The 25733-nt window shown below is 48.3% G+C and carries 25 protein-coding genes; 11 read left to right on the forward strand and 14 right to left on the reverse strand.

The features are described from left to right. Nucleotides 1-257: protease HtpX (locus L0156_19620; GenBank protein ID MCI0605201.1), on the reverse strand; the 257-nt coding region annotated here is incomplete at its 3' end. After that, nucleotides 254-2881 carry an ATP-dependent chaperone ClpB gene (gene clpB, locus L0156_19625; protein ID MCI0605202.1) on the reverse strand — a complete coding sequence of 876 codons (2628 nt, stop codon included), beginning with the start codon at nucleotides 2879-2881 and terminating at the stop codon, nucleotides 254-256. The genes L0156_19620 and clpB, both read right to left, overlap by 4 nt. A gap of 350 nt (nucleotides 2882-3231) precedes the next feature. Between clpB and L0156_19630 the strand changes: the two genes are divergently transcribed. From L0156_19630 to radC, 5 genes are read left to right on the forward strand one after another with little or no spacing between them, the layout of a single operon-like run. After that, a complete protein-coding gene (locus L0156_19630) occupies nucleotides 3232-3708 on the forward strand; it encodes a GNAT family N-acetyltransferase (GenBank protein ID MCI0605203.1) in 477 nt (158 codons plus the stop codon). Beyond that, complete coding sequence (locus tag L0156_19635; protein ID MCI0605204.1) at nucleotides 3686-4723, forward strand: hypothetical protein; 1038 nt, start codon at nucleotides 3686-3688, stop codon at nucleotides 4721-4723. Before L0156_19630 ends, L0156_19635 begins: the two co-directional genes overlap by 23 nt. Further along, complete coding sequence (locus L0156_19640; protein ID MCI0605205.1) at nucleotides 4720-5703, forward strand: ATP-grasp domain-containing protein; 984 nt, start codon at nucleotides 4720-4722, stop codon at nucleotides 5701-5703. The genes L0156_19635 and L0156_19640 overlap by 4 nt, the downstream gene beginning before the upstream one ends. Nucleotides 5704-5710: 7 nt before the next feature. Continuing rightward, on the forward strand, nucleotides 5711-5878 hold the full coding sequence (locus L0156_19645; protein ID MCI0605206.1) for a hypothetical protein: 168 nt from the start codon (nucleotides 5711-5713) through the stop codon (nucleotides 5876-5878). A gap of 5 nt (nucleotides 5879-5883) precedes the next feature. Continuing rightward, nucleotides 5884-6402, forward strand: coding sequence for a DNA repair protein RadC (gene radC / locus L0156_19650; GenBank protein ID MCI0605207.1), 519 nt, complete (start codon nucleotides 5884-5886; stop codon nucleotides 6400-6402). A gap of 50 nt (nucleotides 6403-6452) precedes the next feature. Here radC and L0156_19655 read toward each other — a convergent pair whose 3' ends face one another. The 7 genes from L0156_19655 to rpiB form a co-directional block, all read right to left on the reverse strand. Continuing rightward, nucleotides 6453-6857, reverse strand: coding sequence for a hypothetical protein (locus L0156_19655; GenBank protein ID MCI0605208.1), 405 nt, complete (start codon nucleotides 6855-6857; stop codon nucleotides 6453-6455). A gap of 10 nt (nucleotides 6858-6867) precedes the next feature. Further along, nucleotides 6868-7302 (reverse strand): hypothetical protein, encoded by a 435-nt coding sequence (locus L0156_19660; GenBank protein ID MCI0605209.1) that lies wholly within the window; start codon nucleotides 7300-7302, stop codon nucleotides 6868-6870. Between the two features lie 61 nt (nucleotides 7303-7363). Next, on the reverse strand, nucleotides 7364-8101 hold the full coding sequence (locus L0156_19665; protein MCI0605210.1) for a gamma-glutamyl-gamma-aminobutyrate hydrolase family protein: 738 nt from the start codon (nucleotides 8099-8101) through the stop codon (nucleotides 7364-7366). A 7-nt stretch (nucleotides 8102-8108) separates the two neighbouring features. Beyond that, nucleotides 8109-8741, reverse strand: coding sequence for a radical SAM protein (locus L0156_19670; GenBank protein ID MCI0605211.1), 633 nt, complete (start codon nucleotides 8739-8741; stop codon nucleotides 8109-8111). Nucleotides 8742-8778: 37 nt separating this feature from the next. Then, entirely contained in the window at nucleotides 8779-10728 is a 1950-nt protein-coding gene (locus L0156_19675) for an ATP-dependent DNA helicase (GenBank protein ID MCI0605212.1), read from the reverse strand. Between the two features lie 81 nt (nucleotides 10729-10809). Beyond that, the gene (locus L0156_19680; protein ID MCI0605213.1) at nucleotides 10810-12066 is read right to left on the reverse strand and encodes a serine hydroxymethyltransferase; all 1257 of its coding nucleotides are present in this window, start codon (nucleotides 12064-12066) and stop codon (nucleotides 10810-10812) included. Beyond that, nucleotides 12066-12506 carry a ribose 5-phosphate isomerase B gene (gene rpiB / locus L0156_19685; GenBank protein ID MCI0605214.1) on the reverse strand — a complete coding sequence of 147 codons (441 nt, stop codon included), beginning with the start codon at nucleotides 12504-12506 and terminating at the stop codon, nucleotides 12066-12068. The genes L0156_19680 and rpiB overlap by 1 nt, the downstream gene beginning before the upstream one ends. A gap of 142 nt (nucleotides 12507-12648) precedes the next feature. Between rpiB and L0156_19690 the strand changes: the two genes are divergently transcribed. After that, entirely contained in the window at nucleotides 12649-13089 is a 441-nt protein-coding gene (locus tag L0156_19690; protein ID MCI0605215.1) for a GatB/YqeY domain-containing protein, read from the forward strand. Between the two features lies 1 nt (nucleotide 13090). Here L0156_19690 and L0156_19695 read toward each other — a convergent pair whose 3' ends face one another. Continuing rightward, nucleotides 13091-13537, reverse strand: coding sequence for a secondary thiamine-phosphate synthase enzyme YjbQ (locus tag L0156_19695; GenBank protein MCI0605216.1), 447 nt, complete (start codon nucleotides 13535-13537; stop codon nucleotides 13091-13093). A gap of 91 nt (nucleotides 13538-13628) precedes the next feature. On the opposite strand from L0156_19695, the gene L0156_19700 reads away from it, so the two are divergent. From L0156_19700 to lpxB, 3 genes are all read left to right on the forward strand, one after another. Continuing rightward, nucleotides 13629-14900 carry an amidohydrolase family protein gene (locus tag L0156_19700; GenBank protein ID MCI0605217.1) on the forward strand — a complete coding sequence of 424 codons (1272 nt, stop codon included), beginning with the start codon at nucleotides 13629-13631 and terminating at the stop codon, nucleotides 14898-14900. Between the two features lie 185 nt (nucleotides 14901-15085). Further along, nucleotides 15086-16045 (forward strand): PEGA domain-containing protein, encoded by a 960-nt coding sequence (locus L0156_19705; protein MCI0605218.1) that lies wholly within the window; start codon nucleotides 15086-15088, stop codon nucleotides 16043-16045. Between the two features lie 110 nt (nucleotides 16046-16155). Further along, nucleotides 16156-17244 (forward strand): lipid-A-disaccharide synthase, encoded by a 1089-nt coding sequence (gene lpxB / locus L0156_19710; GenBank protein MCI0605219.1) that lies wholly within the window; start codon nucleotides 16156-16158, stop codon nucleotides 17242-17244. On the opposite strand, the gene L0156_19715 is transcribed toward lpxB, so the two are convergent. The 4 genes from L0156_19715 to L0156_19730 all read right to left on the reverse strand — a co-directional run bounded on the left by L0156_19715 (nucleotide 17236) and on the right by L0156_19730 (nucleotide 23277). Continuing rightward, nucleotides 17236-18537 (reverse strand): DUF3352 domain-containing protein, encoded by a 1302-nt coding sequence (locus L0156_19715; protein MCI0605220.1) that lies wholly within the window; start codon nucleotides 18535-18537, stop codon nucleotides 17236-17238. The two genes, lpxB and L0156_19715, sit on opposite strands and share 9 nt — an antisense overlap. An 84-nt stretch (nucleotides 18538-18621) precedes the next feature. Then, on the reverse strand, nucleotides 18622-19560 hold the full coding sequence (locus L0156_19720) for an SDR family oxidoreductase (protein MCI0605221.1): 939 nt from the start codon (nucleotides 19558-19560) through the stop codon (nucleotides 18622-18624). 6 nt (nucleotides 19561-19566) lie between these two features. Beyond that, entirely contained in the window at nucleotides 19567-20487 is a 921-nt protein-coding gene (locus L0156_19725; protein MCI0605222.1) for an alpha/beta hydrolase, read from the reverse strand. 3 nt (nucleotides 20488-20490) lie between these two features. Next, on the reverse strand, nucleotides 20491-23277 hold the full coding sequence (locus L0156_19730; protein ID MCI0605223.1) for an AAA family ATPase: 2787 nt from the start codon (nucleotides 23275-23277) through the stop codon (nucleotides 20491-20493). Nucleotides 23278-23389: 112 nt separating this feature from the next. Between L0156_19730 and L0156_19735 the strand changes: the two genes are divergently transcribed. Together L0156_19735 and L0156_19740 are read left to right on the forward strand one after the other, a co-directional pair. Beyond that, entirely contained in the window at nucleotides 23390-24145 is a 756-nt protein-coding gene (locus tag L0156_19735) for a hypothetical protein (GenBank protein ID MCI0605224.1), read from the forward strand. Between the two features lie 2 nt (nucleotides 24146-24147). Then, nucleotides 24148-25733, forward strand: a 1586-nt coding sequence (locus tag L0156_19740; GenBank protein MCI0605225.1) for a YCF48-related protein, incomplete at its 3' end; no start/stop codon positions are given.

The following is a 25733-nucleotide window of genomic DNA, read 5'->3' on the forward strand; positions in this document are numbered from 1 at the left end:
CGCGGCACAGGGATATTTGCTCTTGCCGTCAGCTCTTCCAGGATAGCGTGCAATTCCGGCGCTTCTGCGCGAGTCACGGGTTTTGCCCGGTACATCGCTAGCACGATTTTGTCGGAGAACCAGTAAGAAACAAAATTCATGATCGCAGCTATCACAAAGGCCAGGATCATTCCTTGCTGGCCGCCAAAATAATGGCCGATTCCCATAATCAGGGCCGTCATCAGGCCCAACAGGGCGGCCGTTTTTAATCCGTTCATTTTACTATTTCCTCCTTCAAACCACTTTTCACGCCGGCGGAATCAGTCTGAAAAACAAGCTGATCCTTTTTCGGATCAAAATCCGCCATGACGCGATCTCCTTCGCGGACGGTGCCGCTCAACAACTCCACTGCCAGAGGGTTCTGAATATACTGCTGGATCGCCCTTTTTAAAGGTCGCGCTCCATAAACAGGATCATACCCAACACGCACCAGAAATTCCCTCGCGCGTTCCGTGAGCTTTAGCGTTAGACGCTTCTGTTCCAGCACTTTTTGCAAGTATCTCAGCTGAATATCGATGATCCGCGCAATGTCTTCCTGTTTCAGCGGGTGGAAAATCACAATATCATCCACGCGGTTCAGGAATTCAGGGCGGAACTGTTGCCTCACAATTTCCATAACTTCCTGGCGCATCCTTTCCTCATCGCGAATCTCAGCGATCAAATGACTCGCCAAATTTGAGGTCATAATAATAATAGTGTTTCTGAAATCCACGGTTCTGCCTTTTCCATCTGTCATCCTTCCGTCATCCAGAACCTGGAGCAACACATTGAAGACTTCCGGATGTGCTTTTTCAATTTCATCAAAAAGGATTACCGAATAGGGGCGCCTGCGGATCGCTTCCGTTAGATATCCACCCTCTTCGTAACCTACATATCCAGGCGGCGCGCCGATCAAACGCGCAACTGCATGCTTTTCCATGTATTCGGACATATCAATCCGCACCATCGCGCGCTCATTATCAAACAAGGATGCAGCAAGCGCGCGTGCCAGTTCCGTTTTGCCCACACCGGTGGGACCCAGAAAAATAAAGGACCCAATCGGGCGGTTCGCGTCCTGCAATCCAGCCCGCGAGCGTCTGACAGCATTCGCAACTTTCTCCAGCGATTCATCCTGTGAGATGACGCGTTCGCGCAAATTCTCTTCCAGATGAATCAGTTTATGAATTTCACTTTCCATCATTCGAGATACTGGAATACCGGTCCAGTGAGAAACGATCTGAGCGATATCTTCCTCATCGACTTCCTCTTTCAGCATTTTCTGGTTCTTCTGCAATTCCTGCAGCGCCTGGTTCGCGGCTTCCAGATCTTTATTGAGCTGGACCTGCGTTCCGTAACGCAGCTCCGCGGCACGGTTTAAGTCTCCTCGCCGCTCGGCCGCTTGCTCTTCGACCTTCGTCGCTTCCAGTTGCTCTTTCAACTCCCGGATTCTGGCGATCAACTCTTTCTCTTTCTGCCAGTGAGCCTTCATGCTGCGGCTTTGCTCCTGCAGATCGGCAAGCTCCTGTTGAATCTTCTCAAAACGTTGTTTCGAGGCGTTGTCATCTTCTTTGAGAAGCGCCTGTCTTTCGATTTGCAGTTGCAAAATTCGCCTCTCCACTTCGTCGATTTCCCGCGGAAGTGAATCGATTTCCATGCGTAACTGCGAAGCGGCTTCATCCATCAAATCAATGGCTTTATCCGGTAAAAATCGGTCCGTGATGTAACGATGAGAAAGAGTGGCAGCGGCAATGATCGCGGTGTCTTTGATTTTGACTCCATGATGCACTTCATAGCGCTCTTTCAAACCGCGCAGAATCGCGATCGTGTCTTCCACGGACGGTTCTTTCACGTACACTTGCTGGAAGCGTCTTTCGAGCGCGGCATCTTTTTCGATGCGTTTCTGGTATTCATTGAGCGTTGTTGCGCCGATGCAGCGAAGCTCGCCGCGCGCCAGCGCAGGCTTGAGCATGTTCGAAGCATCGATCGCTCCTTCAGCAGCGCCTGCCCCCACAAGCGTGTGAAGCTCATCGATGAACAAAATGATCTGGCCGGACTTTTCCGTGATGGCTTTCAACAATGCTTTCAATCGATCTTCAAATTCGCCCCGGTATTTTGTTCCCGCGACCAGCGCTCCCATATCGAGCGCGAGAAGGCGCCGGTCCTTCAAACTTTCCGGAACGTCCCGGTTGACGATTCTTTGCGCGAGTCCTTCGACAATCGCAGTTTTTCCGACTCCAGGCTCACCGATCAAAACCGGATTGTTTTTTGTGCGGCGGCTCAACACCTGCATCACACGACGAATCTCTTCATCGCGGCCGATGACCGGATCCAATTTGCTCTGTTTTGCCAGCGCGGTAAGATCTTTGCAGTATTTTTCGAGTACCTGAAATTTTTCTTCAGGACTCTGATCGGTGATTCTCTGATTACCGCGCACTTCCATCAACGCTTTCAATAACGCGTCATGGGTTACTCCCAGGGAAATTAAAATGCGCGAAATCTCCGTCCCTTTTGCCACCGTCATGGCGAGCAAAAGATGCTCGGTGCTCACGAATTCATCTTTGAATTGTTCTGCTTCCTTGTGAGACTGGTCCAGAATCGTCTTAAGCCTCGGCGAAATGTATACACCACCGGCAGCTCCAGAAATTTGGGGAAATTTTTCGACACGCTCCCGGACTCGATCCTGCAAAAGGACCAAATTGGCGCCGAGCTTACGCAACAGTGGAGGTACAACACCGTCCTCCTGGGCGGTCAGAACCATCAGCAAATGCTCAGGCTCTAACTCCTGGTTCCCGTGCTGCTCGGCGAGAGATTGCGCCTCCTGAAGGGCCTCCTGGGCCTTAATCGTAAACTTATCGAGTCTCATCGTTCGGATTACCTCATAATATATAGATATAAAATAGGAACCGCTTCGGTACCTGTCAATACTCATATCAGATAAATCTGATAGCAAGGGACTAAGGTCGGTAGGTAGGAGGTAGCGCTAAAGTCGCTACTACAAGCCCGCTTTAAAAAACTTTGTTGTCTTATTCGGGCCGGTAGTAGCGATTTCAATCGCTACGTTAAAAGAATTTCTGAAATTTTGTTTGCCAAAACAATTCTGCGCACGCATTCATTCTAATGTATTAGTATTAAATATTTTCCATCGAGCACTTGCATTGCGGTGGATTTTTTCTGCTATAATGGCAAACGAATAAGTTCTCACGATAAAATTTTATGATGCAGATTCGTGAGGTAGTTCCGGAAGATCGAAATGATTTACTGAAAATTCTGAAAGCAACAGGAGTCTTTCAGGATTATGAAATCGCAGTGGCTGATGAAGTCCTCCGGGACTCAATGATTCCTGACTCCGGCTATTATTCCAGATGTTGTGTCAATGGAGAAAACCGCGCCATCGGCTACGTCTGCTGGGGGCCGACTCCGTGCACCAGCGGCACGTACGATCTGTACTGGATTGCGGTCCATCCTGATTTTCAAGGACACGGAATTGGAAAACTTTTATTAAACCATGTGGAGGAGCAAGTTCGTAAAGAGAATGTGCGTCTGATCATCATTGAAACTTCCTCAATGAATGATTACGATGCAACGCGAAGGTTTTACGTACAAAACGGCTATCAGCAATTTGCCATCATACCGGACTTTTATCGTCAGGGGGATCACAAGATCATTTATGGGAAGAACTTTGTACCGTAGACCAATCGCGATCGTTTACAATGATCCGTATTTGCTGGAGGACGGCAAAAAATCGGTTGAGAATCCAGTGCTCGACAGCCTGGATGCGTTTATTTGCGCTCTCCGCGAACTAAAAAGGCCTTACAAAATCCTGCGAATCGACAAGAATAATTCTGTTGAGATCATTCAGGAATTGATTGAAGAGCGTTATGAAATGGCTATCAATCTTTGTGAAGATATCAGCGGAAACAATTTGAAGGAGCCGAACATTCCGGCGATGCTGGAGTTGATCGGCATTGAATACACCGGTTCCGGCCCGCTCGCGCTGGGTCTGACCTGTTACAAGGATCGATCCAAGCATCTGCTGAAAGGAGCGGGGCTGAGGACTCCTGCTTTTTTCGTTACGGATCACGAAATGGAAAAAGTTCCTATCGATTTTCCCCTCATTGTGAAACCGCAGCACGAAGATGCGAGTATCGGTATTCACTATGATTCTGTCGCGTATGATCTGGAGCACCTGAACAAGAAAATTGAAAACATACGCGAAGTCCTGAAACAGCCTTCGATTGTAGAACAGTACATTGATGGCCGTGAATTCAATGTGGGTGTGATTGGAAATCCCGGAGAGGTATTGCCCATTGCGGAAATTGATTTTGATGGACTCCCTGAAGGTCATGCAAAGATCTGTTCTTACGAAGCGAAGTGGCATTATGGTTCCATATTTGATGTAGGAACCAAACCGGTTTTTCCGGACCTGTCTCCCAAATTGAGGCAGGCGATTACTCTTGCTGCGCTGCGGGCTTACGAGCTGTTTCAATGCCGCGACTATGCGCGCGTTGATATGCGAGTTGACCAAAAAGGTGTGCCCTATATACTGGAGGTCAATTGCAATCCCGATCTTTGTCCGGGCGCAGGTTTTTTCCGCGCGTTTTCATTGAACGGCCGGACTTATGCTGACCTTGTGGCAATGTTTATTTCCTTTATGGAAGAGCGGATTCAGACCAGGGAAGCGGTCAGCGCGGTCCCGGAATTATGAAAGTCGGTCTGACCTACAATCTGGGGAGCGATTACCAGCCAAAGGAAGAAGACCCACCGGACGCGGCGGCCGAATTTGACACGCAAGCGACGATAGACGGCCTGACTCATGCAATCAGTGCGAGCGGCCATGAACCTGTTCTGATCGGTGACGGCCTCCATCTCTACCGCTGGACCAGCGACAATCAGGTCGACATCATTTTCAACATCGCGGAAGGCTACAATGGACGCGCCCGCGAAGCGCAAATTCCCGCTCTCCTAGAAATGCTGCAGATTCCTTACGTCGGCTCAGATCCGGTAACCCTTGGCCTGGCGCTGGACAAAGTTCTCACGAAACAAATCATGAAAGCGGAAAGAATTCCGACGGCCCAGTTTTTGAAAGCAACAAGAATGCAGGACCTCAACCAGATTCCTCTGAAGTATCCGCTTTTTGCCAAACCTGTGCATGAAGGCACGGGAAAGGGAATCGATTCGGAATCAAAAATCAAGACCTATCCAAAGTTAAAATCGCGAGTGAAGTATCTTTTGAAAACCTATCGTGAACCGGTGTTGATCGAAGAGTATCTGGAAGGGGACGAGTTCACCGTTGGAATCATCGGAACGCCGCCGCATGTAATCGGCACAATGCAAATCGTGTTTGACACTTCGCAGGTGGAGGATTTTTATTCCTACCATGTGAAGGAGGAGTACGAAAAATTTGTTCATTACGTGTGTCCTCCGAAAACGGATCCGGACCGGCTGGAGCAAATCGAGGAAATTGCGATGCGCGCGTACAAAGTTCTCGAATGCCGCGATTTCGGACGTGTGGACATCCGATGCGATGCCGATGGAAATCCCTTTTTCCTGGAAATCAATCCGCTGGCTGGATTGAATCCCCAGCACAGCGATCTGTGCATCATTGCGCGACATAACGGAATGACTTACGAACAATTGATCGGACGCATTCTTTATTCCGCTCTACAACGTAATCACCTTGTCTGAGTACAAAGTGCCCTCCCGGAAACTTACTCTGAGGGAACTTCCAGTTGACGAACGACCTCGCGAAAAACTGATCTACAACGGCGAGCAGTCGCTCAGCGATGCGGAACTGCTCGCGATTGTGATTCGATCCGGTACGCCGAAAGAGAGCGCCCGCAACTGGCACAGCGGATACTGAAAGAACTGGGAGACCTCAGAAAACTCAGTGCTCTTACGGTCACAGAGTTGTGCGGCAGGTTTCATGGCGTAGGCCCTGCAAAAGCCGCGCAATTGAAGGCGGCGCTTGAGCTTGCGAGACGGTACTCGAAGGAGTTGTCTGCAACGCGCCCGCGTTTCTCAAACAGCGAGCTTGTGTTTCTGCATTTTCATGATTCCTTTTTGGGAAAAACCAAAGAGGAGCTGTGGGTTGCCGTTCTGGACATGAAAAACCGGCTCATTTTGAAAGAACAAGTCTCAACAGGAACTTTGAGCGGAAGTCTGGTGCATCCGCGTGAGGTTTTTCAGGTGGCAATTCGAAATGCTGCCGCCGGCCTCATTCTTTTGCACAATCATCCTTCCGGTGATCCGGCGCCGAGTCCGGAAGATCGCAAAGTCACGCTGCAGATTGCAGAAGCGGGAAAACTCCTGGGAATACCGCTTCTGGATCACATCATCATCGGCAACCAAAAGTACTTCAGTTTCAAAGATAACGGAGCTCTTTAGTAGGGGCGACCCTTGTGGTCGCCCTTCACGGGCGGGCACAAGGCCCGCCCCTACTTAATTCGGTAACCGAGCTCTTTGCCGATGGCGTCAACGTAATCTTTGCGAATGGAGCTCCAGGAATCAAACAGGTCGGGATACGCTTCTTTGGTGAGGACGGAATCAAGCTTAACCGCGTAATAGCGCAGGTGGTTAAAGTCATTCCGGGCTTCCAGGGAATTACAACTCCGACGCTGACAGGAGTTATCGAAGAGTTTCACGTTTTCCATGAATTGCGTCCAGGAATCGCCTACATCACGTGGCGCCTTTTCATTCAACTGTTCCACTTTCTGAGCGAGCTCGGTGGCCTTTTGCGCCAAAACTAACTCATCACCGCTCAAAGGTTCCCCTTCTTTGTATCCCTTCGAGCAGCCGATTGATATTAAGAGTAGCAACAAGAATGTAGACAGTGTGCGCATCTTCAGCTCCTTAAACAGCTAAGGCGGCCATCTTTCTTCCTGGAAGCCGCCAGGCAAGTATTGCATAAAGCAATGGGAAAAACGCCAGGATCCTCAAAGTTTGTTGTATGGATGTCAGATCAGCGAATCGTCCCGCTAGAGGAACCAGCATTCCCCCGACACCCCAGCCAAAACCCATCGTCAATGAGGAAATTGTGCTGATGGCATTTGGCACGATGGATTGTCCCATTAGAACGCTGACCGGTATTGTCATCATCAAAAAGAAACCCGCAATTGCAACGTTAACAATGATAAAAATAGGCGGCTGAACGGTGACGGCAAGGAAAAGGAAGAGCGGTGCAGCAATCGAAGAAACCAGAAATAGAGTTCTGCCGCCTACACGGTCGAACAAAAATCCGCGAAGATTTTTTGTGATTCTCGCTCCCCTGATCGTTGGCACTTTCATGAGCATGCTTCTGCTTACGGTGAGTTAGGGGTGGCATTTAAGGAGCGGGCGCGGTACTTTGTTAACGATTTTCCTGACGCCACTTGTGGGCCTGTCCGACAAACTCTTTAAACAGTTTGAATTGTTCCGGATCGTCCTGCCACATTCTTTCCGGATGCCATTGCACTCCCATGAGGAATTGTCCGCCATTGCGATTCTCGTAGGCTTCCACGAGTCCGTCCGGTGAGATTGCCATGGGTCGAAGGTTGCTCGCGACTGTTTTTACACCTTGATGATGAATGCTATTGACCGCAATTTCGGACTTTCCAAAGATTCGATGCAGCAGCGTATCTGATTCGACAGTGACGTTGTGAGCTGGAAGATTGTAAGGTTCATTTTGCCAGTGAACAACGTCACTTTTCACATCGTGTGGCAGATCCTGATACAAACTTCCACCACAAAACACATTCAAACACTGGTGGCCGAAGCAGATTCCAAAAACAGGAATTTTCTTTTTGAAAGCTTCTTCCAGCAAATAAAAATCAGACTGATCGCGTTCCGGTCCTTTTTGGCCGAAGTAAGGAGACACTTCGGTGTGATAGAGTTGCGGGTCGACATCTGTGAGACTTCCCGGTAAGAGAATCCCATCGGCAAGTTCCACAACGTGAGCTGCAAACTCGCGATTTGCCATCAAAGGCAGAGTAATCGGGACACCTCCGGCAGCTGTGATGGCTTCAATGTAACCCCTGCGAATGTAAAACATTTCGTCCCCGCTTTTCGTGCAGAGGTTGATGAATATGTATGGTTTAGAATTCTTCATGTATGCTTCATCTCCCTGGAGTCTCTCCCCACAGCACCTTATGCAACTGAATTTGAAACCGCACGGGAAGATTGTCTTCTAGAATCCATTCGGCCAGTTGTTGGGGAGGCATCTTTTGATAAACCGGTGAAAATAATACCAGATTTCGCTCATAAAGTTTATAGTCATACAATATCTTGACTGACCAATCATAGTCCGTGCGGCTATTTATTACGAATTTGAGCTCGTCGCTAGGGCTCAGTTTTTCCAGATTGGTCCAGTTCATCTCATTCATCATGCCACTGTCGGGACACTTAATGTCCATGATCTTAATAACTTCTGGCGGCAGGACGCTGATGTCAAGTGCGCCACTAGTTTCCACCAAAACTTTATGATTTTTTCCCAGGAGTTCAAGGGCGAGCGCCGGAAGCTCCGCCTGAAGCAAAGGTTCTCCTCCGGTGAGCTCAACCAGCTCACAATAAAAGGGTTCAATCGCTTTCAGGATTTCCGGAACACTCATTTCTTTTCCGCCTGTAAACGCATATTCGGTATCGCACCAGACGCAACGCAAATTGCAACCGGTTGTCCGGATGAAACTGCATGGCCATCCTGCAAAGGAGGACTCTCCCTGTATGGATTTGAAGATTTCCGTGACAATCATTGGTCGTCGTTAGAATTCGTCCCCTTACAGTTCGATATTACGAATGATGCTGAAGATACTTTTCTCGCCGCTCGAGGAATGCCTGTCGCAATAATTCTAGTTTATGTATGACCGGCATGCTTGGCAAATTCCTGAGGAAAGCCCTGCCGTACATTTTGGTCAAGATCCGCTGATCGAGCACCGCTAAAACACCATAATCCACGCTGGTGCGGATCAATCTTCCCAGTCCCTGTTTTAGCATCATCACCGCCGCCGGCAATTGATAATCCATGAATGGATCCTTTTTTTGTTTGCGCAAGTACTGAATTCTTGCTTCCATCAGCGGATCCGTAGGGACCGCAAAAGGCAGTTTATCTATGATCACCGATACGAGAGTGTCTCCCTGAACATCGATTCCCTGCCAGAAACTCATGGTGGCGAGCAGAATTGATCCGCGATTCTTAAGAAAACTTTTTAAAAGCGTTTGTTTCGACCGTGTACCCTGTACCAGCAATGGGTAATCCAGTTGTCTCAAATAGCGTTCGTAAACTCTCATGTTGTTGAAAGAAGTGCACAATACGAACGCGCCTCCCTCCGTTACTTCCACCAGTTTGCAAATCTCTTCGGCCGCCAGATCAGCGAAATTGGGCGCGGTTGGCTCGGGTAGATGTTTGGGTATGTACAGACAGGTTTGCGCCGGATAATCAAAATTGTAGGGAAACTTGTGATCCATCGATTCTTGAATTCCCAATTCTTGTTTTACTTTTCCGGAATCTTTATCGATGAACAGCGTTGCGGAGGTGAGCACGGCGGCCTTGAGATTGGGCCATAACGATTTCTTGAGCGCTTCGGAAACGTCCAAGGGAGAAGCCTGCAGCGTCCATTCGCGGGTGTCATTTCGTTCCGCCCAGTAGACATAGGCATCCTCCGAACCCTGCAGCAAAAAAGCGAGTGAAGATTGGGCTGCCGCCAAACGCCGGTAAAGCTGCGGCATATCTTCTGTTTTATCGACAAAATTCAGGAGGGAGCGAAGCAACTGGTTGAATCTTTCATTGATGACAACCGTATTGCTCTGAACCAGATTGCCTATGGAGGTCTCATCGTACCGGAGTTTCTGAGGAAGCGTTGTGAACTTATCGAATAAATTAGAAATGCTTTCGCTCAATTTGTGAGCCCAGTTCTGAGATTCCGACACATCCTGTTTCTCGCGGACTCTTAGAATCTGGAGTTCGCGCGCCAGCTCTGAAAACAGTTCGCGCACTCCCCGTTCGGAAAATCCAAGGCTCAAGTTGTGTGTTGCAACTTCGGCGAGCTGATGAGCTTCGTCAAAAATCACAATGTCGTAAGCAGGAAATATGGAATAACTGTTCGTGATCTGCAGCGACAGATCTGCAAAGAAAAGATGATGGTTCACAATGATGATCTGGGCTTGTTCGGCCCGTTGTTTCAATCGCGTTATGAAACAGGGTGTGTAGTGCCGGCATTTGGGACCCAGACAGGCATCGGCCGAAATCGTGAGTGTTTTCCAGAGTGAGGCATCTTCGGGAATGGACGATTCAGAAATGTCTCCCGTTTCCGTATCGGGCATCCAGTCCCGCACTTCTTCAAAATAACCGACGCTTTCTTTATCAGGAAGTGTTGGCTCAAGTTGCGCCCGTTCGTATTTCAACAAACACAAATAGTTTGTTCTCCCTTTCATCAGGACATGACTGAACTGCAAACCAAGTTTTTTCTGCAGCAAGGGAATGTCTTTGTGATAGAGCTGTTCTTGAAGGGCCTTTGTTCCGGTGGAAATCAAAACTCGTTTTCCGCTTTCGATAGCCGGAATCAGATAAGCAAGCGTTTTTCCGGTTCCGGTTTGCGCTTCCAGCAATCCGATTTTTCCGGAGGTGATCACATTGCGCACAGCTTGTGCGTATTCGACTTGCGATGGCCGGAATTCAAAATAAGGCAGTTTTTTTGAAAGCGGACCTTTCGCGCCGAAAACATGATCAGGACTCAGATTCATTTGCATTTAACGCCAAGGCGCCAAGGTCGCCAAGAATTTTAGAATTAATCCTGTCTTGGCGTCTTGGCGTCTTGGCGGTTCCTATTTACCAATTCGGTTGGCATACAGTGGGAAGTCGTAGCAGAGCTTCTTCACTTCCTGGCGGATTTCAGTTTTGATCGATTCATTATCCCTGTTTTTCAAAGCTCCTGCAATCAAGCGGGCAATTTTCTGCATCTGTTCGGTACCCATTCTACGCGTTGTAAGCGCCGGAGTTCCGATTCGAATCCCGCTGGAGATCATCGGACTTTTGGTATCGTAAGGAATCGTATTTTTGTTGACAGTGATATCGACATCACCCAGTATTTTTTCTGCTTCTTTGCCGGTCAGGTTTACCGGTGTTAGGTCCAGCAAAAACAAATGATTGTCCGTCCCGCCCGTTACGATGCGCAATCCTTCCGCTGCAAGTGATTCAGCGAGAACTTTTGCGTTGCTGATAATGTCTTTTTGATACTCTGCAAAAGATGGCTGCAATGCTTCCAGAAAGGAAACCGCCTTTGCCGCAATCACATGGACCAGCGGACCACCCTGACCGCCGGGGAACAAGACCTTATCGATGTTTTTTGCCCAGGCTTCTTTGCACAAAATCATTCCACCGCGGGGACCTCTCAATGTCTTGTGTGTGGTGGTGGTAACAATGTCAGCATGGGGAACCGGCGAAGGGTGAAGTCCCGTTACCACAAGACCAGCAATGTGGGCGATATCAGCCATCAAAACCGCCCCCACTTCATCGGCAATCTTCTTAAAGCGGTCAAATTCGATCACGCGTGAATAGGCGCTGGCGCCGGTCATGATCACCTTGGGCCGGTGTTCGCGCGCAACCTGCTCCACTTGATGGAAGTCGATGCGCTCTGTTTCGCGCGTTACACCGTAGCTCACAACTTTGAAGTAAAGACCGGAAAAATTTAAGGGATGACCGTGTGATAGATGACCCCCCTGTGTTAATTCCATTCCCATCAGAGTATCGCCCGGTTTCATCACGGCCATGTATGCGGCGATGTTTGCCTGCGTGCCGGAATGCGGTTGCACATTCGCATGATCCGCCTTAAATAATTGCTTTGCCCGGTCGATCGCGAGTTGTTCCACAACATCGACAAACTGACAACCGCCGTAGTAGCGTCTGCCCGGATATCCTTCGGCATACTTGTTTGTAAATACAGAACCGAGCGCTTCCAGAACCGCGTCGCTTACAAAATTCTCTGATGCGATCAGCTCCAATCCGTCAGCCTGACGAACCGTTTCGTTTAAGATAGCTTCCGCGATGCGCGGATCCGTGCTCCATAAAGGTGATGATGACATTATTCCATTCCTTCCCATCGGGCAATTTTTTCGAGCCGTTTTTGATGACGGCCTCCTTCATATTCCGTTTGTAACCAGATTTGAATCATGGCTTCCACTTCTTCCGGCGAGTGTTTAACGCGGCCACCGAGTATCAGAATATTCGCATCATTGTGCTGCCTGCTCATTTGCGCTGTGAACACATCGTGACATAAGGCAGCGCGGACGCCTTTAAATTTATTTGCTGTGATGGACATTCCGATTCCAGTGCCGCAGCATAAAATTCCCCGGTTTCCGCTTTGAACTTCTTTCGCTACCAGAGCAGCATAATCCGGATAATCAACCGAATCTGTGCTGCTGGTCCCGAAATCGTGGTAGTCCACTCCCAGCGATTGCAGGATGATTTTAATCCGTTCTTTTAATTGATATCCGCCATGATCGCTGGCTATCGCTATTTTCATCTTTTTTTCACCGCAGAGAACGCTGAGATCGCGGCGCCCCCAAAAATACTTTTTTGTTTTTCTCTGCGTCCTCTGCGCTCTCTGCGGTTAAATGCTCTTGAAAAAGACAGTTCATCATACAATACTAGTGGGAACGCGTCCAATGCTGGAAAAATTACAACAACAATTAAAAGAGTCGATGAAAAGCAAGGACGAAATACGCACGTCGGTTCTCCGAATGCTCATTTCGGAATTCAAATATGCGCAAATCGAGAAGAGAGGCGCTCTGGATGAAGCAGAGTCGACTCAAGTTGTGAAACGAGCCATTAAGAAGCGCAAAGAAGCAATCGAAATGTATGAAAAAGGAGGGCGCGCCGATCTGGCTTCTAAAGAAAGCGCCGAATTAAAGATTCTGCAGGAATTTGTTCCGGCTGAAATGGATGAAGCCACAATTCGTCAAAAGGTTGATGAGGTGATCGCGGAGCTTGGGGCCAAAGACAAGAAGGATATGGGCCGCGTTATCAAAGAGGTGCTTGCGCGCTATAAGGGTTTGATAGACGGAAAGGTGGCGCAAAAAATTATCGGCGAAAAACTGGGTGGTTGAGCTAGATTCCGATTACTTGCAACCGGATTTCCCTTTCACGGGGTCCATCCAGCTCAGCAAAAATAATACTTTGCCATTCCCCTAAGGCCGGTTCACCATCCTGAACCAGGACGGTCTGGGAGTGGCCAAGTAGAATCGCTCTTAGATGGGAACCTGCATTATGCCGTTCGCAATCTGAGTATTCTGGGGAATTATGCTTCCAGCCTTTATCGTCTCTGACCCAGTCATGGAGAATCGTCTTGATATCATCCAGAAGCGCGGATTGGACTTCATTGACGAATAAAGCCGTGGTTGTATGGAGAGAGGTTATCAGTAAAAAGCCATCCCGGATGGAGGTGGATTTTACGAAATCCTTAACCTTTTGAGTAATATTATAAAGTTCGACTTTCTTGTCGGTTAAAAGCTTCAAAGTATGAGCTTTAACCGATAAACCCTGAGTTGTTAACATAGCTTTTACCTTATTGAGGGAATCACTTGAAAAGGCTGATTGATAATTGTATTCAGAAGTCGAGACCTAGTCAACATCGGGGGATTATACAGTGATTTTCGCCGCAGATTGGGTATTTCCCGTCACTTCCAGTCCGCTTTCGAAACATTCCATCGTCGTAGAAAAGGGACGGATCAAGGAAATTCGTCCGGCCGCTCCAGGAGATCCTTATCACTCCAAGGCTTGCATTCTACCCGGGCTCATCAACACACATACTCACCTTGCCTACACGGGCTTGCGGAATCTGTTTGACGATCTTTTGTTTTTTCCCTGGATCCGAAAATTGACAGAAATCAAATATAACGTCCTTACTGAAGAAGACTTTGTTTTATCCACGAAGCTGGGAATTGCGGAATGCATCCGGTCCGGCATTACAACTGTTGCCGATATGTCTGATGTTCCGTCATCGTTAGTCATTCTGTCGAACAGCCCCCTTCGAGGAATCTTCTACTGGGAAGTTTTTGGTGTTGAAAGGGAAGCAGCCGCGCAAACGTGGACCGGGCTCAAAGACAAATACAACGAATTGAAAACTCAATATTCTACGGAAAGATTGCGACTCGGGATTTCCCCGCATGCATGTTATACGGTGCGGCCGGAGCTGTATGGTCAGATTGCCGAATGGGCAATTGACGAACAATTGCCGGTCAGTTTTCATGTTGCCGAAAGCAAGGCGGAGGAGGATTTTATCTGCCGTCGCGAAGGTGTGATTGCCGAATTCTTGCGCGAACGGACCCGAGACTGGTCCTTTCTGGGAAGTAGCTCGATCCAGCACCTTGCCGGCACTCGCATTTTTCAAACAAAACCACTGGTCGCTCACGCGGTTCAGGCTTCGAAAAAGGACCTGGAGCTTCTAGCGGAAGCTGACGTTGCTGTTGCGCATTGCCCGAAATCGAATGCCAAGTTCGGCCATGGGATTGCTCCTGTTTATGAGATGCAAAGGAATGGAATTTGTGTTTCGCTTGGTACCGACAGCGCCGCCAGCAATAACCGTCTGGATCTTTTTGAAGAAGCCCGTTTTGCTTTGTTGCAACAGCGTGCGCGGTATCAACAACAGATTCTGTCCGAACAAAAGATGCTCGAAATGATGACCATCGATGGCGCCCGCGCGATGGGGATGTCAAAGGAGATTGGCTCGCTCGAATCCGGCAAGTTTGCCGATTTCATTCTGGTAAGGATTCCGGCTGACTACAGCTCGTCAAGCCAGGTTCTTAATCATCTCATCCACAACTGTTCCGCTTCCGACGTTCTGAGAACATTTATTCAAGGCGAGGAGCAGAAATATGAAGCACCTGATGTATCGTCGATATACAAGAAGGCGAAGTAGCGCGGGCGTCCCGGCTGAGCCCCGCAGGCGAGACACCCGCGCTACTTTGCTTACATCTGTCCCTTTTTAGCTACGTCTGTCGTACTAAATTCTGAGCATATAATGTTCGCGCTGGAGCCTGTTCTCTGTAAGGAATTCTGTGGCAAATACTTTGCATCGGTGGGAGAAGTGAAAGGAGTGTGGCTATGACTCTTTTACGAACTTTCTCATTGAGTGTGCTTTTGCTGATTGGGATGTTTGCTGTTCCGCAGGAATCGAATGCATCCAGTTCAGTTGGAATCTTTTTCGGATTTTCAAACTACCACCGGCCTTACTTCTATCGGCCCTATTACTATCATCGTCCGTATTACGGGGGGTTCTATCGACCCTACTATTACCCGTACGGCTATGGCTATGGTAATGGCTACGGTTACGGATACGGCTACCCCTATTCCTACTATCGCAGCTATTACATCGCCGAAGTCAGGACTGAGGTGAAACCGCAGAATGCCCGGGTTTATGTTGATGGAGATTATATTGGAGTTGCCGACGATTTTGATGGTTGGTGGCAGCGACTGGAATTGCCGCCAGGTAAACACCGGCTGGTTTTCCGGGCGCCTGGCTTTGAGCCATACGCGGTAAACATTCGACTTCTTCCAGGCCGGGATGCCCACATCAAATACGAAATGCAACCGGGTCAGGATCAGATGGCGGATCAGGATATGCGACTGCCACGCGAGGACTATGAGCGGCGCAATTACGATAGAGATCGCTACAACCACGACCGCAGAGATTATCGTAGGTCAGATCGATACCGTGACCGTGATGAGTACGACGATGACGATGATGATAACTGGGCCAAGGAACGTAAGCGAGACCGTAACCGCGATCGCGAAGACAAACCCTACTATGGGGAACAAAAACGCAGCGAATCGAGTCGTCGCAGTTTGATTCTGAACGTGGAACCATCCGACGCGACAGTCTACATTGATGGAAATTACTACGGTACCGCAAATGATAACGGCCGTGGAGAAATTGAAGTATTGCTCCCGGAAGGTGTTCATAGAGTTGAAGTGGTCCGGCCGGGCTATAGCGGTTTTAGTCAGGAAGTGACTGTTCTTAAAGAAGGAGAGAACAAGCTCACGATCAGGCTGGAGAAAAAGTAGGGGCGGCCCTTGTGGTCGCACTCTACAGGGCAGGCACAAGGCCTGCCCCTACTATGCGAGGCACAAGGCCTGCCCCTACCTACAAACGAGTAGTACAATAGCGCTTCATTATGAAAGCGCTGATCGTTGCGGGAGAATCCTCAGGCGATATTTACGGGGGAGGCCTGGCTTCCGTTCTTCGCGCGCGCTTTCCCAATCTGCACCTATCCGGGATGGGTGGCGACCGGATGGCGCAGGCCGGCGTTGAGCTCCTTTATCCTTGCAGCCAGGTCGCCGTCGTCGGGGTATTCGAAGTTTTTGCGAAGCTGAGGAACCTTCGCCAAGCTTACCGCCACTTGACCGCATGGGTCGATCAGAACTCTCCTGAATTTGCCGTTCTTATTGATTTCCCCGATTTTAACTTTCGCCTCGCAAAATTCCTCAAAAAGAAACGAATAAAAACATTCTACTTTATTAGTCCGCAGATCTGGGCGTGGAGAAAGAGACGGATTCATTTTTTGAAAGAGCACGTGGATCTGATGGTCTCGATTTTGCCATTTGAAAAAAAGATGTACGACACCGAAGGGATTCGATCCGTTTATGTCGGCCATCCGCTTGTAGAAATCGTACAGCGTGAACTTCAAAATCAAAACTTCCATTCGCGCGGCAGCAAACGACTGATAGGTCTCATGCCCGGTAGCCGTGAGACGGAAGTGAAACGGCATTTACCGATATTACTGGAAACTGCGAAGGTGGTCAGGAGCCACGCAGACGCGCTTTTGATCCGGGCGCCTTCTCTAGATTCCGGTCTGTATCAAACGCCGCCGGAAATTCGAGTGGTCACTGAAGACCGGTATGCAGCGATGAAAGCTTGCGACTTCTTAATCGTGGCCTCAGGGACGAGCACACTGGAAGCTGCAATTCTGGGCGTTCCATTCTTAATTGTTTACCGGGTCGGTTCCCTTTCGTGGCTTCTTGGAAAATGGCTGGTGCGCGTGCCTTATTACGGCCTGGTAAACTGGATCGCGCAAAAAAGAGTTATTCCCGAATTCATTCAAAACAACATGCGGCCGGATTTGCTTGCGCGAGAAACGCTTCTCTACTTATCTGATCAGCAGGCCGGGGATCGAATGAAGGATGATTTAGCGGCCGTCGTGGAAAGTCTCGGTCCACACGGGGCAATGGATCGCGCCGCTGATGCGATTGCATCGCTACTCTAACTCAATACCGATCTCTCTCCCGGTTTTATCGATTCCACCGGTGACCTGTTTAATGCAGCTCAAAAAGTAGAAGGGCTCGTTCCCCGAAAAAACGCTCCAGTCTTTGTTCTGTACCCGCTCGTGATATTGGCGAATCGCATTCTTTTGAAATTGGATCCGGAAAATGAATGGAGATTGACCTGCCGGTTTTTTCTCCAGAAATTCGGCCTGGTCGGGCGAAAACTGACCTCGCGCCAGTAAAAGCGAAACACCCTTTCTGCAAATGAATTCTTCCTGATGTGAGCTGTGCCGGAGGCATTGGATTCCATCCTGAGAAAATGATTCTGGAATTTCCGGATTGAAACTCGCCGCAACACTCTGTTCAAAATTTGCGGCTTCGACAGATTTGGTGAATGACAGCAAAACTGCAGACACCGGTTCTTCTGAAATGGACTGCAAAACGTAAGCGACGGAAGGATGGCCTATGAATCCCGGACTATTGGTCTGGATTCTCAACACGTCAGATTCGCTCTCGCGAATTTCCGGAACATGAGCCGGAACCGCCGGTAGATCGGAGATTTGAAGCCGGTAGACTTTTCCGTTTCCATGCAAAAGAGCACGGGCTTGCGGCTTTTGCAGCTGCGCAAAGAGAATGGTATCTTCCGGAATCGCTTCTACGGCGGATTTCGAAAGAGAATCGGGTCCATTTCCTTCAGAACTATAGGATTCTTTCAATCTCTGAAAACTATTTGAGGCATATGCCAGATTCTCCTGAACATAAATAAGGATCGTTGGAAAATTTGCGTCCTTTGTTTTCGATCGATAAAAAATCTTGTCACCGGAATCTATCTTTTCAATGTTTTTTGCGGAAGATAAGGCAAGGTTTAAGAGGAAATCGGATCCGGGCGCTATCCGCGCGACTGCAAGAAAATCAAAGGGTCTTTGTTTGGAAGGTAGGAGAGCTACAGCAAATTCATCTCCTACGATGTTTAGGATTGTTTTTTCAAGCATGCCGCCAAGAAGCGGATTTGGCTTTTCATTTTCGGACATGCCGGTGTCGAGCCAGTGCGCAAGGACTTGGGAGATGTCAGTGTCACGCAGCTGGTCATGCACTCGTTTGAGATCGTAAAGGTTCACGTAAAGAAGCGTATCTCTGGGAATTCTTTTCGTGACCGGACTATTCTTCTGGAAGTACAAAAAAAGAGCTTTCTTTTTTTCGTACTTTTGCCACCATTGATATCCGCGGTATCCAAGAAATGCAATGCACACCAGTGACACAAAAATAGCAAGGAGAGGAAGAACCCTGAGTTTCATTACAAAGTGCCAAAGTGATGAGTAATGAGCAATGAGTCCCTTAGGGGAGACTCATTACTCATCACTCATTGCTCATTACTGTCTTTAATGTTCTAGTTTTTGTCGAAAGTAAGCAATCGTCGAATCCAGACCTTCATCCAGTTTGACCTGGGGTGACCACTGAAGATACTGACGGGCCCGATCAATGTTGGGTTGACGCACTTTCGGATCATCCGCCGGAAGAGATTTAAAGACAATTTTAGAATGTGAACCGGTCTTCTTCAAAATCGTTTCTGCCATTTCCAGAATTGTCATCTCGTGCGGATTTCCCAAATTCACCGGCTGATTATGGCCGGAAATCATCAATCGATAGATTCCTTCTACAAGATCGGAAATATAACAGAAGCTGCGTGTCTGTTTGCCGTTCCCAAAAACCGTTAAATCCTCGCCACGCAAAGCCTGGCTGATGAAGGTTGGGATTGCGCGTCCGTCATTCAATCTCATGCGCGGGCCGTAGGTATTAAAGATTCGAACAATTTTCGTATCAATTTTATGATAGTAGTGATAAGCCATCGTCATTGCTTCAGCGAATCTTTTCGCTTCATCGTAAACGCCGCGTGGACCGATCGGGTTAACGTTTCCCCAGTATTCTTCACTCTGAGGATGAACGAGCGGGTCCCCATAAACTTCGGACGTGGATGCGAGAAGAAAGGTTGCTCTGTGGTCCTTGGCGAGTCCGAGTGCCTTGTGAGTGCCCAGGCTTCCCACTTTTAAAGTCTGGATCGGGTACTCATGATAATCGATCGGCGATGCAGGCGAGGCAAAATGCAAAATGTACCGCAACGGCTTGTCTACATAAATAAACTGAGTCACATCATGTTTGATAAACAGGAAGTCTTTATTGTAGATATGACTGATGTTGGAGATATCGCCGGTCAGCAAATTATCCATGCAAATGACCGCGTAACCCTTGTTCAGAAGATAGTCAGCCAGATGTGATCCGATGAACCCCGCGCCACCGGTGATGAGTATCCATTCCTTCATTAAAGCCTATTTCGGTAAATCGAGTGTTTTTTCGTTGTTGGACGGAGGCAGGTATTTCTTGATTTTTTGTTCGACCTGATTGTTGTACGTTTCACGGGATTGGCCGATCAATTCCCCGGCGGCTGTATCCGGAAGGTTCAGCAATTCCTTCGGCTCGCGCGCAGCTTCATATAAAGCGCGAACGTGATCACTGAGCGGCTCCTTTTCGATAAAGATGACCGCTTTTGGATAAAGCCGCGACATCTGAACGGGGAGGTTCAGATTGGTCGTGGGAATGCGCAACATCTGTTTCAAATTCAGGTCTATGGCTTTGACCATGACGGGATGCGAAAAAGACAGAAACGGCCATTCGTGAATGATCTCATCCGCATATTTTGAGGCGACATTGTCATAAATCGAATCCAGCAAAATCACTTTCACTTCGTCCACTGAATTGAAAGCTTTTGCCGCTGCAATCGCCCCCATTCCAACTCCCAGCACTGCAAACCGGTGAGATATTTGCTTGTATTTCACAAGCGCTTTGATCGCGGCTGCCACATCATCGGACTCTTTGAATCCGAGTGCGCTCTTCCCGCCGCTCAAACCGTGGCCGCGAAAATCAAAAAGAAAAATGTAATAACCCTGCTTATTCAAATCGGAGATCAGTCCTTCCAGTTTCAGGAGCGTTACCGACCGGTTTGTGCCGTATTTGTGGGCAATAATGACAGCGGGATACCCCGGCTTTCCCTGGATCAGCCAGCCATGCAGGTCTGTGCCGTCGTCTGCTTCAAAATTTATGTCATTTGAAGCGAGCAGTATATCTTTTGGATCATTGGATTCTTCTTCGTGGCCGGCCTGGATGAACTTGTTCAGATTTTTATACAGAAAATATTCGATGCCTCCTAAAACCACCAATGCTGCAACAAGAAAATATGCTGCCTTCTTCATCCTTTATTCTTCCAGATAATCTTGTTCTTCAACTGCCGCATTTAATATTTCTTGAAGACCCGGCGCTCCAGGCGTCTTCACCAGAATCTCATCTTTTTCCCATACTGCAAGTAGTGTTTTTACTTCAGACCAGTCTTCCCGTAGAGCCATTTGGGCCAGCTTATCAAGCAGTTTCCTTCTCAAGACGCGCTCAAGGTTTCTTGCGCCGTACTCATAATCGTAACCGATTTTGCACAATTCCAGCATCGCATGATCTTCGATTACCAACTCCTTTTTCTGACGCCTGAGCTGATCAAAGATGGAAATGAGCTTCATTGTAGCGATTTCCCGAACATGATCCAGATTGAGTGGGCTGAAAAATACGATTTCATCGATGCGGTTCAGGAACTCCGGTTGAAAAAATCTTTTGACTTCCTTAAGTAGATCGGAACGGGTCACGTGTGCTTCCACAGCGTCCGATCCGTACCCCAGCTTATTTTGCGCAAACAGATGTGTGCCGATATTGCTTGTCATTACAATGGTAGCGTTATCAAAGTACGCCACTTTTCCTTTTCCATCGGTTAATCTTCCCGCGTCAAAAACCTGGAGAAAAATATTCAAAAGCTGCGAGTCTGCTTTCTCAATTTCATCGAGCAGGATCAAGCTATACGGGTTGGTTCTGATCTTATCAACGAGCTGATTTTGATCGTAGTAGCCAACGTATCCCGGAGAGGTGCCGACCAGCCGTGAGGCGCTGTAGCGCTCCATGTATTCGGACATATCGATCCGGATGATTTTTTCTTCGGCTCCGAAAAGGAACTCTGCAATCGCTTTCGCCAGTTCTGTTTTTCCGACGCCGGTAGGACCCACGAAAAGAAATATGCCTTTGGGGCGCGACGGGTTCAAAGTCATGTGAAGCTTGGAAGTGCAAAGAACACTGGAAACTGTTCTGACCGCCTCGGCCTGTCCCACCACGCGCCGCGAAAGAAAGCCTTCCATCTTTCTGTAATGCGCTATCTCGGAAACGCTCATCCGGTTGAGCGGAACATTGCTGATTTCCGAGATCGTTTCCAGAACGCTTTCCGAAGTCACAACCGCAGTTTTTTCCTGAATGGAAATGCGGGCAGCAGACCTGTCGAGCAGATCCAGCGCTTTATCCGGTAACGCGCGGTCCCGAAGCAGGACTCGCACCCACATCAGCACCGTATCCAGCGATTCTTCCTGGATGAGAACCTTGTGGTAGTTTTCCAGATGCGATCTGTAGTCGCGAAGGATTTTCATCAAAGTATCGTCGTCCGGTTCCTCCAGCTTGATTGTTTGGAAGCAACGCAGGAACGAAGTATCTTTCTCAACCGAATTCCTGAACTCTTCGAAGTTGGTTGCGCCGATGATTTGAATTTCATCATTGGTCAGGGACGGTTTTAGAAAATGAGACGCTTCGGTTGAGCTGGTTTTTCCGCTGCCTCCCGAAACAATCTGATGGATATCATCAACGAAGAGAATGCAATTCAATCGTTTGATTTCTTTAATGAGCTGCATCAATCTTTCTTCAAACTGTCCTCGGAATTTTGCTCCCGCGAGCAGCGATCCCATGTTGAGACGGATAATCTTTTTATTCTGCAACCGGGGACTCACTTTGCCTGAAACGATCCGGTAGGCAAGTTCGTAAACGAGTGCCGTCTTGCCGACGCCTGGATCTCCGATTACGAGAACATTCTTTTTACTCTGGCAGGCGAGTATTTCCTCGATCTGAAGAATCTCTTTATCGCGTCCGATTACCTGCGGAAAGCGGCCAAGCTCCGCATCGAGCGTTAAGTCCTGGAGGCAGGTCTGAAGAGTGAACTTGTCCTCTTTATCTTCTTCTTTCTTGGCTTCTGCTACTTTTGATTTTGGCAGCCGGTCTTCTACCTTCTTGACCTTATTCGTGATGACAATTTTGTTGTCGCTAAACTCCATCGATCTTTCGTAGAGACTTAAAGCGCGGTCCCATTCACCGAGTTGATAATAAAAATCGCCCAGGAGTTCATAGGTTTTTGCCTGATCAGGTTTGATCCTGTTGAATTGATTCAACAAGTGGATTGCAGTGGAATAGGACTTCACGCGAGCATGACTCAGCGCGAGATTGTAATAAAGCTGGGGCATGGAGCTCTTGATCTTCAGCGCCCGCTCAAATTCCGTAATCGCTTCCGGATACCTTTTTGCTTTGTAATGATTGCACGCCAGAAAACAATGCGCAGAGTAGGCCCGGTTTTCGAATACTTTTCTGCGTGATTCCGGAACGTCTGCAAGGATTTTCAGAACAATTTCATAACGACCCTGATCCATCAGAGCATCGATAATCGAGAGAAAAGAATTATGCGTAGAGTCGATGCTTATATGATTTCCCGCAGAATCGGCATACAGGAACGTTCCCGAACGGCAACAGAGCAACCAAGACGCAATCGTTCCTTTTACGAGGAAAAAAGGAAAGAGATCGTACACCCTGGTCGGATGAATGAGGGTTACATGTTGAGAGGAATCGACGGTTAACTTCGAATGAATCCCGAGTGTGATCTGGATGAAGTCTGACAGCATTTGCGAAAAGGGCGTTTCCGGCACACCACTTTTCTGCGTTTTTAAAAGGGCCTTGTACGCTTGTAAAAATGCTTCGTCATCGTTGAGGTGTTCTTCCAGGCCGGCAACCCTTCGGTCCTGGATTGACAGGAGGATCAAGCCATGGATTCGCGCAAGCGAATCAAGATACTTGGCTGAATTTGATGGAACCTGGAAGAAAGAGAGAACGGGAACAAACTCCGCAGGAGCAACGTTCATACAAATTTCTGGCAACATCTTAGCATACCGTCGAAATTGCAGCAAACAAAGGATCGGCGTATGATGGGAAACTTGTATTTTGTAACTGATTAGGAGTCAGGAGGATAAAGAAATGCGTAAGTTCTATGCTCTATTCGTCATTTTCACTGTGTTTCTCTGCTCGGCGGCTTTTTCGCAAACAGCCGATGAACTCATCAATAAGAACATTCAAGCGCACGGCGGATTCGATAAGTTGAAGGCAATTAAATCCGTAAAAATGACCGGTAAAATGTCCATGGAAGGGGGCCTGGAAGCGCCTTTTACATTCCAAAAAAAAAGGCCGGACAGAATCAGAATTGAGTTTACTATCCAGGGCTTGACCGGCATTCAGGCTTATGATGGAGCCACGGCATGGCAATTGATGCCTTTCATGGGATCAAAGGATCCCCAGAAAATGCCTGAGGATGACAAGAAAGACATCATCGAACAAGCAGATTTTGATGGCCCGCTCGTCGACTACAAAGAAAAAGGGAACACGGTGGAGTACGTCGGCAAAGAAGATGTTGAAGGGACGGAAGCGCACAAATTGAAATTGACCTTGAAGAACGGGAACGTGCGATATCTATTTCTGGATCCCGAAACGGGACTTGAGATGAAAGCCACGGCAATGATCAAACGGGAGGGTGTGGAAACTTCAGTCGATAGCTTTTTTGGGGATTACAAAGAGGTAAATGGTGTGATATTTCCATACGCCATCGAGCAAAAGGTGGCGGGAAAGCCTGGCCCACAGTTTTCGGTAGAGAATGTGGAATTGGATTTAGACCTCGCTGACACCATGTTTGCGATGCCGGAAGCTACCGCTCAAACGCAACCTTCACAGCAGGAGTAGTCATGAGAATCGGGCCCTTTTTGTCTGTTGTCCTATTTCTATCTTCTATGGTTCAGGCTGCGGTCAAAATTGATTCCGGAACCTTCGGTGCGATCGAAGCTCGTTCCATCGGTCCTGCAACGATGTCAGGAAGAATTGAGGCAATCGATGCCGTCCATACCGACCCCCGAATCGTTTATGTAGGCGCTGCCAGCGGTGGCGTCTGGAAATCGATCAATGGCGGCACAACCTTTAAACCGGTTTTCGATAAGTATTCGCAATCCATCGGTGCCATCGCAATAGATCAAGCCCATCCTGCGACCGTGTGGGTGGGGACCGGCGAATCGGATACCCGCAATAGCTCTTCGATTGGAACCGGCATTTACAAGAGCACAGACGCAGGTGAAAACTGGCAGCTGATGGGACTGGAAAAATCGGAGAGGATAGCCAGAATTGCTGTTGATCCGAAGAACTCCAATACCGTTTACGTTGCCGTTCCAGGTCATCTGTGGGATGCCAATGAAGATCGTGGATTGTATAAAACATTTGATGGTGGCAAGACCTGGCAAAAGATTCTCTATATCAACGCAGATACAGGCTGTTCAGACGTTGTGCTCGATCCACAGGATCCCCAAAAGATTTATGCAGCGACCTGGCAATTTCGTCGCAAACCTTACTTCTTTACATCGGGTGGACCGGGAAGCGGAATTCATAAAAGTACAGATGGCGGAAAAACCTGGACGAAACTGACGAAGGGGCTTCCTTCAGGCGATTTCGGAAGGATCGCTCTGGCAATTGCGCCTTCAAAAACAGATGTGTTGTACGCAACCGTCGAAACAAAGAAAACGGCGCTCTATCGTTCCCAGGACGCCGGTGCCAACTGGACGAAAATGAGCACGGAAATCAACGTTCAGGTGCGTCCATTCTATTTCAGCCACTTAAATGTTGATCCGAAGGATCACAATCGCGTGTATAAACCCGGATTCATGTTGACGATGAGTGCGGATGGTGGTGAAACATTCACAACGCTTGGACAAACCACGCATTCCGATCATCACGCTCTTTACATCAATCCGATCCAGACCACCAATCTGATATTGGGAACAGATGGTGGGATTTACGTTTCATGGGATCGTGGCCGGAACTGGCATTTCATGCGCAATCTTCCAGTTTCGCAGTTTTACCATGTGAATTTTGATATGGATATGCCGTACAACGTTTATGGCGGATTGCAGGATAACGGTTCCTGGATGGGTCCCTCGCAAAGCATCAATGGAATTCAGAATAAAGATTGGCGGAACGTTGGCTTTGGAGATGGTTTTCACGTTTGGGCTGATCCTTTGGATAAGAATGTGGTCTATTCCGAATTTCAAGGTGGGAAGATTTTGCGTTACGACAAGCTGACGGGTGATCTGAAAGAGATCGCGCCGTATGCAAAACAGGGGCAGCCCAAACTTCGATTCAATTGGAATACACCGATTGAAATTGGCGAAAAGAATCCAAAAGCGATTTATGTCGGCGCACAGTATGTTTTTCGTTCTACTAATAAAGGAGAATCGTGGGAGCAGATCTCGCCCGATCTCACCACGAACGATAAGGAGAAACAACG

Source organism: bacterium (assembly GCA_022616075.1).
Classification (GTDB): Bacteria; Acidobacteriota; HRBIN11; order JAKEFK01; family JAKEFK01; genus JAKEFK01.